The sequence below is a fragment of the Providencia sp. genome, from assembly GCF_052096715.1.
GTDB lineage: Bacteria > Pseudomonadota > Gammaproteobacteria > Enterobacterales > Enterobacteriaceae > Providencia.
In genome coordinates this window covers 1-12,713 of record NZ_JBQDNB010000003.1, presented here as the reverse complement: position 1 = coordinate 12,713, position 12,713 = coordinate 1, and the positions used below count along the sequence as shown (strand labels likewise).

Below are 12,713 nucleotides of genomic sequence, written 5' to 3'. Positions count from 1 at the left end.
ATTACTCAACATCAAACGGGTCACGCAGGATCATCGTTTCAGAACGATCTGGACCTGTTGAGATAATATCAACTGGAATACCGGTTAAATCTTCAACACGCTTAATGAAGTTAAGAGCAGCTTGTGGTAACAGAGCTCTTTCTTTCACGCCAAACGTAGTTTCATTCCAACCTGGCATTGATTCGTAAACTGGCTCTAAACCAACCCACTCATCCGCTGCTAATGGCGTAGTTTCTAGCACTTTGCCATCTGGACGACGGTAACCCACACAGATTTTAACTTCGTCTAAACCATCTAAAACATCAAGTTTAGTCATGCAGAAGCCTGATAGTGAGTTAATTTGTACCGCGCGATTAATTGCAACGATATCTAACCAACCAGTACGACGCTTACGGCCTGTTGTAGCACCAAACTCTTGACCTTTTTCACGTAGGAATTCACCTATCTCATCGAAAAGCTCAGTTGGGAATGGACCAGCACCAACACGAGTAGAGTAAGCTTTAATAATACCTAATACATAGTTTACATAACGTGGGCCTAAGCCTGAACCTGTTGCAACGCCACCCGCGGTAGTGTTTGAAGAGGTCACATATGGATATGTACCGTGGTCAATATCCAGTAAAGTGCCTTGTGCACCTTCGAACATGACAAATTCATTTTTCAGATGTGCTTTATACAGCAGATCAGAAACATCAACGACCATACCAGTTAGAATATCGGCAACTGCCATAATATCGTCGAGTGTTTTTTGATAATCAACCGCTGGCTCTTTGTAGTAATTAACCAGTTGGAAATTATGATATTCAACAATTTCTTTCAGTTTTTCAGCAAATGTTGCTTTATCGAATAAATCACCAACGCGCAGACCGCGACGAGCAACTTTATCTTCATAAGCAGGACCGATACCACGACCTGTTGTGCCGATAGCTTTAGCGCCACGCGCTTTTTCACGCGCATTATCTAATGCAACATGATAAGGCAGGATCAGTGGGCAGGCTTCAGAAATATGTAAGCGTTCACGAACAGGAACACCGCGGTCTTCCAATTCTTTCATCTCTTTCATCAGTGCATCAGGCGCAAGAACGACACCATTAGCAATAATACTGATGACGTTTTCACGAAGAATACCGGATGGAATTAAGTGGAGAACGGTTTTTTCACCGTTTACAACAAGAGTATGGCCAGCATTATGGCCGCCCTGATAGCGAACTACGTATTTAGCACGCTCTGTCAGCAAGTCAACTATCTTGCCCTTTCCTTCGTCACCCCATTGGGTGCCCAGTACGACAACGTTCTTACCCATTTCGAAATTCACTCGGTTGCTTAAAAATGAATTCTACCATCAAAAATAAACTGTTCCAGTGATAATTTAAGCATTGCAAAAATTTTTTTCTGGAAAGCAAGTAAAATGGTATTTATTTCTGCCGTAAACTCAAAATGTGTATTTACATGCTGAGCCGCTAAAATTTTCCCTGAAAAATCTTAGACTTAAAACGACAGGCGAAAAAAAGCCCACCGAAGCGGGCTTTTCTTTAATAGCTTAACAGTTATTTTAGTCCGTTGCACGCAACTTAATCTGTTTACTTTTTAGTACAAAGTTTATTCGCTCGCCGCACGTAACTTAGTTGGCGCTTTCATAAAGCGGAAGAAGTCTGTGTCCGGACTTAGGACCATAATATCTTCACCACTTTTGAAACTTTGCTCATAAGCACGTAGGCTACGAATAAAGGCATAGAACTCTGGATCTTGATTAAATGCATCAGCAAACAGTTTAGTTGCCATTGCATCACCTTCACCTCGGTAAGTCAGCGCAGTACGCTCAGATTTAGCCAGAGTTTCCGTCACGGTCTTATCAGCTACCGCACGAATTTTCGTTGCTTCTTCCTGACCTTGTGAACGATGCTGACGAGCAACTGCTTCACGCTCTGCACGCATACGTGCATAAATTGCTTCAGAAACCTCATTAGGCAGTTCAATACGTTTAATACGTACGTCAACAACTTCAATACCTAATGCAGCCATACTGTTCGCATTAACAACCAGCGGCTTTAAGTTAGTTTCTTGTTCAACACGTGCAGCCGCAGAAGCAATAGCAGCATCTGCATCTTTCGTTGCTTCGTCTGTCGCTGTTCCTTTATTCAGTGCATCACGAACATCTACAGTTAAACGGCCACGTGAATCTGTAATAATGTCTTTGACACTCAAACGACCAAACTCAGAACGTAAACGGTCACTAAATTTACGTTTTAACAGTGTCTCTGCTTGGAATGGATTACCGCCGCCCGTCGCCACATAGTAACGACTGAAGTCAGTCACACGCCATTTCAAGTATGAATCCACCATTAAGTCTTTGTTTTCACTTGTTAAATAACGGTCAGCTTGAATTTCTAGTGTCTGAATACGCGCATCTAACATTTTCACAGTTTCAAGGAATGGTACTTTGAAATGTAAACCCGGCTCATAAATGATCGGTTTGTTTTCAGAATCACGTAGAACCTTACCAAAACGTAACACAATGCCACGATCCGTTTGAGGAACAATAAAAATAGATGCGTATGCGACTGCCAAAATGGCAATAACGATAAAAATAAATGATTTACGCATGATTATTGTCTCCCTACTCTAGCCGCACCGCCACGAATATCGCTGCTTGATTGCGTTGATACCGCACTATTCGATGATGAGCTATTATTGCTTTGGGTTTCCATTCTTGCGGACGAAGCTCCTTTAGCAGCTGAAGCTTTGCTTTCACGCAGTAATTGATCAAGAGGCAGAACTAACATGCTGTTGCTCTTATCATTAGCAATAACTTTACGTGTGTTACTTAAAACACGCTCCATCGTATCGATGTATAGACGCTCACGCGTAATTTCTGGTGCAGCACGATATTCAGGTAGCATTTTAGCAAAGCTTGCCACCTCACCCTCTGCTTTAAAGACCACACTGGCTTTATAAGCTTCGGCTTCTTCAATCATTTTTTGTGCGTTACCTTTCGCAAGTGGCAGAACTTCATTTCGGTAAGCATGCGCTTCACGAATTGTTTTTTGTTCTTCTTCTCTTGCTGAAATCACATCATCAAATGCCGCTTTAACATCTTCAGGTGGACGCGCTGCTTGGAAGTTGACGTCAAGCAATGTGATACCCATTTTATATGGTGCAATTGTTGACTCTAATTCTCTTTGCGTCTCGTCACGAATAAATGCACGATTTGCTGTTAGCACTTGTTCCATTTCGGATTGACCGATAACACCACGTACAGCACTGTCTAGCGCTTGACGTAAACTATTATCTGGATTGGTCACGCTAAACAGATATTCCGCAGGATCAGTGACACGATATTGCACGTTCATTTCAACGCGAATAACGTTTTCATCTGATGTTAGCATCATACCGTTTGTAGCTTGTTCACGAACAGTTTCTACGTTAACAGGCTCAACTCTATCAATAAAAGTTGGTTTCCAGTTCAAACCAGGTCCAACAACACCACTATATTCACCAAAACGTAAAACTACGCCACGGTCACTTTCTTTAATGGTATAGAAACCCGATCCTGCCCATACAACGACGATAACAGCAATTGCCAACATACCCAGTCGACCGCTGATACGTAATGGCTGTTTATTTTCGCCATCACCACCGCCGCTACCTTTGTTGCCGCCAAGTTTGCTACCTAGATTACGAAAGAAATCGTCGAGATCAAAAGCCCCACGTTTCCGACCGCCTTTATTCCCGCCAGAGTTGCCGCCTTTATTGCCGCTTCCCCACGGATCGCGGTCTTGTCCGTCATTACCGGGCTGATTCCACGCCATGTTTTAGCTCCATTCTTATGATTGATTTTCAGGGCTAAGAGCGATACTCATTATAATTTAAGCTGCCTCAGGCATTTTTCATTATTTTGGGTATATTAGGCTCTTAATATCAATTCCATTGCCTAGTTTTGCTAATTTAAATTTAATTCAATTTAAATAACATAACTAGGTAACTGCTGCTCTTGCTTACATAAACGTCGCCAATCCACCATTGGCATACGCACCTCAAGGCCAATTGAGCCGTCTTCCTCCAGCCATTCACGTTCAATAGATTGAAGGTGATAAAAACGACTACGCAAACGACCTTCGTTTGGTGGTAAACGCAATTCAAAATGTGCGATTTCACCTGAAAGGCGTTCCGTTAATGCTTGTAGCAGCAAGGGGATACCTTCACCTGTTTGTGCTGAAACCCAAACACGAACTGGCTTGTTATCCTCGTTTCTGTCAATACGCGGGACAAAATCTTCCAGCATATCAACTTTGTTCATGACTAATAGTACAGGGATTTCATCCGCTTCGATTTCTTCCAACACACTTTCGACCGCCCGGATATTTTCATCTAAGCGATTATCGACTGCATCGATAACGTGTAGCAATAGTGTTGCTTCACGAGTTTCTTGCAATGTTGCTTTGAAAGCAGCGACTAAATCGTGCGGTAATTGGCGAATAAAACCCACAGTATCTGCAAGTACGACGACACCCACATCTTCAACATTAATACGACGAAGTGTTGGATCGAGTGTTGCAAATAGTTGGTCTGCAGCATAAACATCAGAAGCGGTCATCCGGTTAAATAAACTTGATTTACCGGCGTTGGTATAACCAACAAGAGAAATAGTCGGAATATCCGCTTTATTTCTCGCCTGACGCCCTTGTTCACGCTGTCGTTCTACTCGGCTAAGGCGAGACAAGATTTGTTTAATCTTATCTTTCAGTAACCGACGGTCTGTCTCAAGTTGGGTTTCGCCTGGGCCACGTAAGCCTATCCCGCCTTTTTGACGTTCAAGGTGCGTCCATCCTCTCACTAAACGAGTGGATAAATGCCGTAATTGAGCTAACTCAACTTGAAGTTTACCTTCGTGTGTACGCGCTCGTTGAGCAAAAATATCTAAAATCACCCCTGTACGGTCAATAACCCTACATTGGCAAATCCTTTCGAGATTACGTTCTTGAGCAGGGCTTAGCGTATGATTAAACAACACCACATCCGCACCGCTTGCTTCAACCGCTTCGGCGATTTCTTCGGCTTTGCCTTCACCCACAAAAAACTTAGCATGGGGAGCCTTACGACTGCCTGTGACTATTTGTACTGGTTTTACTCCCGCAGAAGTCACTAGTGACTCAAATTCTGCCAGATTTTCAGTGTCTTTTTCTTGAGCAAAAAAGACATGTACTAATACAGCTAGTTCACCGCCTTCATACCTATCAAACAAGATATAACCTCTTAGGCTAAACAATAATTGCAAAGGAAAAACACAGGTATAGTCTCCCTACCTATGTTTTCCTTATATTTTAGCGTGCAAACTTACTCAGTAACTTCGCCATCCTGCGCTGCAGGAGTACCACCTGAATGGTAATTGCTATTGCCTGCGCCACCAGCAGTAGGAGTGCCACTATGGTGAGAAACAGGACGAGCAGGGACAACGGTAGAGATAGCATGTTTATAAACCATCTGACTAACCGTATTTTTCAGTAAAATGACAAATTGATCAAAAGATTCAATTTGTCCCTGCAATTTGATGCCATTAACGAGATAAATAGATACCGGAACCCTTTCACGACGTAATGCGTTCAGGAACGGATCTTGCAAAGATTGCCCCTTAGCCATTCTATGTTTTCCTTATTTTGTTGTTTTTAAATGAGAACCTTACGATTCCAAAAATTAACTACTCAAAAATTGCGCTTAACGTTCTAATTGTACACACAAACAATAGCCCTATGCACGTATATACTCGTCATGCTTCAAGTTGCTTAAGTGTTAGACTTCTCAGCGCTCCTAGTCATAGCCTTTGTTCTGTTTCTAGAAGAAGCTTCACTTACTGCCTACACACAACACGAATTATCTACGCTAATACCTGCATAACCGCTTTAAGCGCATGCTGGGATTGTTCACTATCTAACCTGTGAATGTTCTCCCAACCTCTCAACCAGGTAATTTGGCGTTTTGCCAATTGGCGTGTTGCACAAATTCCCCGATAAACCATTTCATCATAATCTATTTCGCCATCGAGATATGACCACATTTGCCGATATCCGACACAACGGATCGAAGGTAAATCGGCATGGAGATCACCTCGATTATAAAGAGCACGAACTTCCTCTTCGAAACCAGCGTCTAACATCAAATGATAACGCTGCTCAATACGCTCATGTAAAATTTTACGATCTTGGGGCGCAATAGCAAACTGAAACACATTATAAGGTAATTCTTCACCCGCTGTTTGTGTCATTTCAGTCAAAGTTTGTCCCGAAATGAGATATACCTCTAAAGCCCGGGATAATCTTTGCGGATCATTAGGATGAATCCTAGCCGCAGCCACAGGATCTACCTCAGCTAAACGGCGATGCACTTCGGACCATCCTTGTTCGCGTGCTATATTTTCAATTTCTTCACGTATAGCCTGATCAGCAGAAGGCAATGGAGAAAGGCCTTCAAGCAATGCTTTAAAATAAAGCATTGTACCGCCCACCAATAATGGAATATTACCTCTCGCCGTAATTTCTCCCATTACATTCAATGCATCACGCCGAAAATCAGCGGCGGAATAAGGCAATGATGGGTCAAGAATATCAATCAAATGATGTGGCGCTTGACTAAGTTCATCTTGATTTGGCTTTGCCGTACCGATATCCATGCCACGATAAATTAATGCCGAATCGACACTAATAACCTCGACAGGCAATCTCTGACAAAGCTCAATCGCTAAAGCTGTTTTACCTGAAGCCGTAGGGCCCATCAGGAATATTGCATCAGGCCTTTTTTGAGTTACTAAATCACTCATTTGTTAGTGTCGCTACCACGGATTGTAAATTAATTAATTGTAATAATGTTGATGGTGGATTTTGAACCCACTGCGGACAAATCCGCTCAACATCTGCGAGTAACTGAACAGCCTGCGCTAAATTCCAACTTTCTTCGGTTTTTGTCTGCGAAATCGCTTTAGCTAACCATTGTGCGATATCTTCGTGCGTTACACTTTCTTTTGTAGACAAAAAAATAATTAAATCAGAAAAAAGCTGTGATAAATTTTGTGTTCTTAATGGTAACGATACCGTATGAATTGTTACTTTTCCATGAAATATCGTGGCTTCGATACCAAATAGTGTCAATTGTTCCTTGTATCGCTGTAAAATCTCAATTTCATCACGATTAAGTGACAATTTTAAGGGTATTAACAGTGGTTGAGGTTTTAATGCCTCACCATTAGGCGACAACTGAGATAATCTCAACAAGAAATTAGCTTCAGTTAAGGATAACAGCATTAGGCCCAATGAAGACTCAATTAATGCAAAGTTTTTTGCGTAAATTGTCAAGACTTTACCAAATTGGTAGTTATCCGCATTTTTTGCAACCTGTTCAGAAGCAACTGCAATACCAGCGAGAGGTTGTCGCGCTGGAAACAGAGGCTTTTTATCCTCTTTTGCCACTGGGATTGACATCAAACTTTGATAAAGTTGCCCTGCTTTACGATCATAAGTGGGTGCTATATTCCCTTCACTCATTTTTTCTTGCGCATAATTCGATTGTTTGGCCTGAGAAACGGCCGGAGTGGCATCAGAAGTGGCGCAAGATTCTGTCACATCAGTATAGGCAACTTTAGGCTCTTTAGCTGATATATCATGACGCGTATTTTGATGAGAAACCTTTGGCTGCGTAACTTTATGCGTTGATGAAAAATAATTATCACCAGCAGAAGAACGATTTGCTATTTCCGTCGATGCAGATTCAATACCGGGGAGTTCATCAACCGCTAATGTGCTCATCAATGCCGTACGAACCGCTTGATAAATAAAGTCATGAATTAATCTTGCCTGATGAAAACGTACCTCATGCTTTGCTGGATGTACGTTAACATCAACTTGTTTCGGATCGATAGTTAAATATAGTACATAGGCAGGTTGTTGATTCTCATCTAAATGGCCTTCATAAGCTTGGCGGATCGCGTGATTAATTAACCTATCTCGCATCATTCGCCCATTCACATAACAATACTGAATTTCACTAACTGGTGTGCTCGATGGCGAAACCACCCAACCTTTAATTCCTAAGTCGCTATGTTCCCATGAAAGTGCAAGCGCCCCTTGCATAAAGCCAGTACCACAAATTGTTGCTAAGCGTTTTTCTTGTTGTTTATCATCATTAGCCGCACGATATTGCTTAACCAACTTTCCATTATGGCTAAGGTTAATGGCAACATCTGGGCGTGATAACGCAATACGGCGAACAATTTCGTCAATATGGCCAAATTCTGTTTTTTCTGTACGCATAAACTTGCGCCGAGCTGGCGTATTGTAGAATAAATCTAACACTTCTACCGTTGTGCCATTAGGATGAGCCGCTGGTTTTACAGAAACTTGCATATCACGGCCTTCCGCATAGGATTGCCATGCTTCGGTTTGTTCCGCAGGTTTTGAGGTCAAGGTCAGCCGTGAAACCGAACTAATACTCGCCAGTGCTTCACCACGAAATCCCATACTCATAATGGCTTCAAGATCATCTAATGTGGCAATTTTACTCGTTGCATGACGCGCTAGAGCAAGTATTAACTCATCTTTACTAATACCGCAGCCATTGTCTCGGATACGAATAAGCTTCTCTCCACCACGCTCAATATCGATATCAATACGTGTCGCCTTAGCATCAAGGCTATTTTCAACTAGCTCTTTAACGACAGATGCAGGTCTTTCGACCACTTCACCTGCCGCAATTTGATTCGCTAATTGAGGGGAGAGAATATGAATTGCCATTGCTCAAACCTCTTATTTAGGCGCTGCTTGTATCGGGTTAGCTAAAAAATATTGGCGTAATCCTTGATGAATAGCCTCAGCGACTTTTTCTTGATAATCATTTGATTTAAGTAGCTGCTCTTCTGCGGCATTACTAATAAATCCAGTTTCGACTAAGATCGAGGGAATATCCGGTGAACGTAATACCCCAAGACTTGCATGTTCTGGCGTTTTCTTATGAATATTACCCACTTTTCTGAGTTGCTGGATAACTTGAACCGCAACGTCATAGCCGACTCGTTGTGAATGACCAAACTGCAAATCTAAAACGGCTTGACTCAAATATGGGTCAGCACCACTAAGCGCATCCCCTGCACCACCTAATAATTCAGATTGTTTTTCACGTTGTTCAAGCCAGCTACCCAACTCACTATTCGCTCGACGGTTTGATAATACCCAAACCGAAGCACCGCGAGCGCTGCTATTGGGTGCTGAGTCCGCATGAATGGATACCAACATGTTGGCATTCTTTTTACGAGCAACATCAGAGCGACCACTGACAGAAATAAAATAATCACTGTCTCGTGTCATTACAGGTGTAAACATCGGATCTGCGGCAAGTTTTTGATACAACTTACGCGAAACACTTAGCGTAACGTCTTTTTCCTTATAACCATTTTTACCAATTGCACCGGGGTCTTTCCCCCCATGCCCTGCATCAATAGCGATAACTACTTGTTTCGAGCCTTTAGGCATCGTTTTATTTTTAACCGCAACAGGCGCAGGCTCCATCGCCGGCGTATTCATTTTAAGTGGCTTATCTTGCAAAACTGGTAGGTTATTATTCACAGATTGGCGAGGTACAGCAGTATTATTAAAGACAGTCGATGAGTTAGCTTTCCCCGTCGAAACGGTCAACTCCAATTGATACTGACCTGAAACTTGTTTCAGCACAGCTTTAGTTTTTGCCGCTTGTGATAATTCTAAAACAATACGTTTATGTTGGCTATCGGCGGGTTGGCTAGCACGCACTAACTTAACCAAATCACCTGATGGTAACGTCAAAGGCAATCCAACAATTTCTCCACGTTGTTTAACATCAATGACAAGACGCTCAGGTGAATGCAAAGGAAAATATGAGTAATCAGGCTTACCATCAATAAATGTTAGCGTCACAAGAGACTGTGAAGGACTATTGTTTACTTGAATATTTGATAATGCGGCGGCCTGTGCTTGTGATGTAAACCCCCACAAAATGGATACCATAAACAGTAGCAGAAAAGAAAAAAGACTTTTCTTTGTTATTCTAATCATAAATGCATTCAACATGAGCGATAAATTCCTTAGAGTACCTGCAATGCTTCTAACAACGACTCCCCATATACTGAAAGAGCGACAAAGTGAGCCTGACGCCCCTCACCTTGATATGTCAGATGGAGCTCAAGATCTGCTTGAGGTAAAAAACCTTTACCTTGCTGTGGCCATTCAACCAGACAGATCGAATTTTCAGAAAAATAGTCGCGAATTCCCATAAATTCAAGTTCTTCAGGATCCGCTAAACGATATAGATCAAAGTGAAATACTTGTCTATCGGCTAATTCGTAAGGCTCAACTAATGTGTAAGTTGGACTTTTTACATGCCCTTTATGGCCTAGTGCCTGTAAGAAACCACGACTAAATGTTGTTTTCCCCGCGCCAAGATCCCCATAAAGGTTAATGATCGTAGCTTGGTGGCAAGCCTTCGCAACAGCGCGTCCCAACGCAACAGTTTGCTCTTCATTCGCCAATTGTAGAGTGCGTTCTTTCATCGATGTCATAGCCAACTTATTTTGAATATAGATATTACAGTCTATAATAACCTATACCTGTGTATTTTTCTTAATTTACATTGTGCTAATCATGAGATCAGAAATATCCTATAATTGATCCTAACTTCTTTAGGCATTTTAGTTTCATTCATTTTGCTAAACATCATGAAAATGATAGAGTGCCAACCGCATCCACCCTGACCTTGATAAAATTTGATGGCAAAACTCCTCGATCTCAACACGTTAGTTCAAAATATTAAACAATGGGGAATCGAAGCAGGCTTCCAGCAAGTGGGTATCTGCGATACCGATTTATCCCTTGAAGAACCCAAACTGCAAGCATGGCTAGATAAACAATATCATGGGGATATGGAATGGATGAAGCGCCACGGCATGATGCGAGCTCGGCCTCATGAGCTACATCCAGGAACTTTACGCGTAATCAGCGTCCGTATGAATTACCTTCCTGCAAAAGCCGCTTTCGCCAGTACTCTCAATAATCCAGATCTGGGTTATGTCAGCCGTTATGCTCTCGGTCGAGATTATCATAAGCTATTAAAAAAACGCTTAAAAATACTAGCGGATAAGATTTTAGCCTATTGTCTTGAATTCGATTATCCAGATGCGTTGAACTTTCGCCCTTTTGTTGACTCTGCACCTATTTTAGAACGTCCTCTGGCCGTTAAGGCCGGTTTAGGCTGGACAGGTAAACATTCTTTAGTTTTAAATCAAGAAGCCGGATCTTGGTTTTTCTTGGGAGAATTGTTGGTCAATCTCCCCTTACCCGTTGATCAACCCGTTGAAGAACAATGTGGCCGCTGCGTTGCCTGCATGACAACTTGTCCAACAGGTGCAATTGTCGAGCCTTATACCATTGATGCTAGGCGCTGTATTTCATACCTAACTATTGAGCTCGATACTGCTATTCCTGAAGAATTCCGCTCATTGATGGGTAATCGAATCTATGGCTGTGATGACTGCCAACTGATTTGCCCATGGAATCGTTTTTCTCAATTAACAGATGAAGAAGATTTTAGTCCAAGGCAAGCATTACATACACCTGAGCTACTTGATCTTTTTTCTTGGAATGAAGAGAAATTTTTACGGGTCACGGAAGGTTCAGCCATACGTCGTATCGGTTACATAAAATGGCTAAGAAATATTAGTGTCGCGTTAGGTAATGCCGCCTATCAAGATCGTATCGTATTAGCATTACAAGAAAAACTGGGTATCAATGAAATGTTGGATGAGCACTTTCATTGGGCCATTTTACAACAGCTTAATCGTCGGGAGGAGAATCAAGTTACTATTCAGACTTCACAACAAAAACGACTTGTACGCGTTATTACCAAAGGTTTACCGAGAGATGCTTAAAAAAAATGCGGCTATATATCTCAATTCAGAATTTGTCAAATAAGTGTGAATAAAATAAAAATTGCTTAGTAGACAATAGGTAAAGAATTTACAAGCTATGCTTAGCACATTTTGAATAAATAAATTAATACATTTAAATCAATTTGTTACATAATCCTCAATGCTAATATCTTCAAGACAATACTTAAATTGTTAACATTCAAACCTGTGGATAACTCTGTGTAATAACTTATTTCAAATAGCGATAACGACAACCTTAATATCATTGTCCTGTGGATAACTATTCGATAATAAAAAACTAATGATAAGGCTGATTTTAGGTTAACAAATCATACTAATGATGTGAAAAAATCAGGTTGTAAAGAAAATTTAACTGAATCGATGAAAAAATCACTTTTTATGCGATGTTCAAACTCATATAAGCAAAACGTGAGTTTGTCTTGATAGCCCTATTGCTAAGGGGTGGCTATTCTATGGTGACGAGTTAATGAATGCAAGTAAAAACCCCCAACAAGATCTAAAAAAGATCCCAATATGGATATTGATCATTATTTTCAGTGAATTAAGAGATCAAAAAATTGCATATTATAGAATTAATCACAGTTTGAATGATCTTACTGACTAAGTCATAAGGAATGAGATAAAAGCATATAAATAGGAAGAATAAGGACACTGATTGGAATTTTAAAAATAAGAGTTTCAATATACTGAATTGAATTTTTGGAGCGGGAAACGAGACTCGAACTCGCGACCCCGACCTTGGCAAGGTCGTGCT

Annotated in this window: 10 protein-coding genes; 1 reads left to right on the top strand and 9 read right to left on the bottom strand. The window is 41.4% G+C overall.

Annotated elements, in window-relative coordinates; translation table 11 throughout:
* Position 1: 1 nt before the first annotated feature.
* From ACTH6U_RS03140 to tsaE, 9 genes are all read right to left on the bottom strand, one after another.
* The gene (locus ACTH6U_RS03140; protein WP_294104268.1) at positions 2 to 1,303 is read right to left on the bottom strand and encodes an adenylosuccinate synthase; all 1,302 of its coding nucleotides are present in this window, start codon (positions 1,301 to 1,303) and stop codon (positions 2 to 4) included.
* A 296-nt stretch (positions 1,304 to 1,599) separates the two neighbouring features.
* Positions 1,600 to 2,604, bottom strand: a complete 1,005-nt coding sequence (hflC, locus tag ACTH6U_RS03135) for a protease modulator HflC (protein ID WP_294104269.1) — start codon at positions 2,602 to 2,604, stop codon at positions 1,600 to 1,602.
* A gap of 2 nt (positions 2,605 to 2,606) precedes the next feature.
* Positions 2,607 to 3,809 carry an FtsH protease activity modulator HflK gene (gene hflK / locus ACTH6U_RS03130; protein WP_441831574.1) on the bottom strand — a complete coding sequence of 401 codons (1,203 nt, stop codon included), beginning with the start codon at positions 3,807 to 3,809 and terminating at the stop codon, positions 2,607 to 2,609.
* Positions 3,810 to 3,961: 152 nt separating this feature from the next.
* Positions 3,962 to 5,242: a ribosome rescue GTPase HflX gene (hflX, locus tag ACTH6U_RS03125; RefSeq protein WP_294350776.1), complete on the bottom strand. Its 1,281-nt coding sequence runs from the start codon at positions 5,240 to 5,242 to the stop codon at positions 3,962 to 3,964.
* 92 nt (positions 5,243 to 5,334) lie between these two features.
* Positions 5,335 to 5,637: an RNA chaperone Hfq gene (gene hfq, locus ACTH6U_RS03120; protein WP_294104277.1), complete on the bottom strand. Its 303-nt coding sequence runs from the start codon at positions 5,635 to 5,637 to the stop codon at positions 5,335 to 5,337.
* Positions 5,638 to 5,872: 235 nt separating this feature from the next.
* Positions 5,873 to 6,811, bottom strand: a complete 939-nt coding sequence (gene miaA, locus ACTH6U_RS03115) for a tRNA (adenosine(37)-N6)-dimethylallyltransferase MiaA (protein ID WP_294104279.1) — start codon at positions 6,809 to 6,811, stop codon at positions 5,873 to 5,875.
* Entirely contained in the window at positions 6,804 to 8,777 is a 1,974-nt protein-coding gene (mutL, locus tag ACTH6U_RS03110; RefSeq protein WP_441831573.1) for a DNA mismatch repair endonuclease MutL, read from the bottom strand. The genes miaA and mutL overlap by 8 nt, the downstream gene beginning before the upstream one ends.
* Before the next feature lie 12 nt (positions 8,778 to 8,789).
* Positions 8,790 to 10,085: an N-acetylmuramoyl-L-alanine amidase AmiB gene (gene amiB, locus ACTH6U_RS03105; RefSeq protein ID WP_441831572.1), complete on the bottom strand. Its 1,296-nt coding sequence runs from the start codon at positions 10,083 to 10,085 to the stop codon at positions 8,790 to 8,792.
* Positions 10,086 to 10,099: 14 nt separating this feature from the next.
* Complete coding sequence (tsaE, locus tag ACTH6U_RS03100) at positions 10,100 to 10,564, bottom strand: tRNA (adenosine(37)-N6)-threonylcarbamoyltransferase complex ATPase subunit type 1 TsaE (RefSeq protein WP_294104287.1); 465 nt, start codon at positions 10,562 to 10,564, stop codon at positions 10,100 to 10,102.
* 216 nt (positions 10,565 to 10,780) lie between these two features.
* On the opposite strand from tsaE, the gene queG reads away from it, so the two are divergent.
* Positions 10,781 to 11,938, top strand: a complete 1,158-nt coding sequence (gene queG / locus ACTH6U_RS03095) for a tRNA epoxyqueuosine(34) reductase QueG (protein ID WP_294104288.1) — start codon at positions 10,781 to 10,783, stop codon at positions 11,936 to 11,938.
* Positions 11,939 to 12,713: the final 775 nt, after the last annotated feature.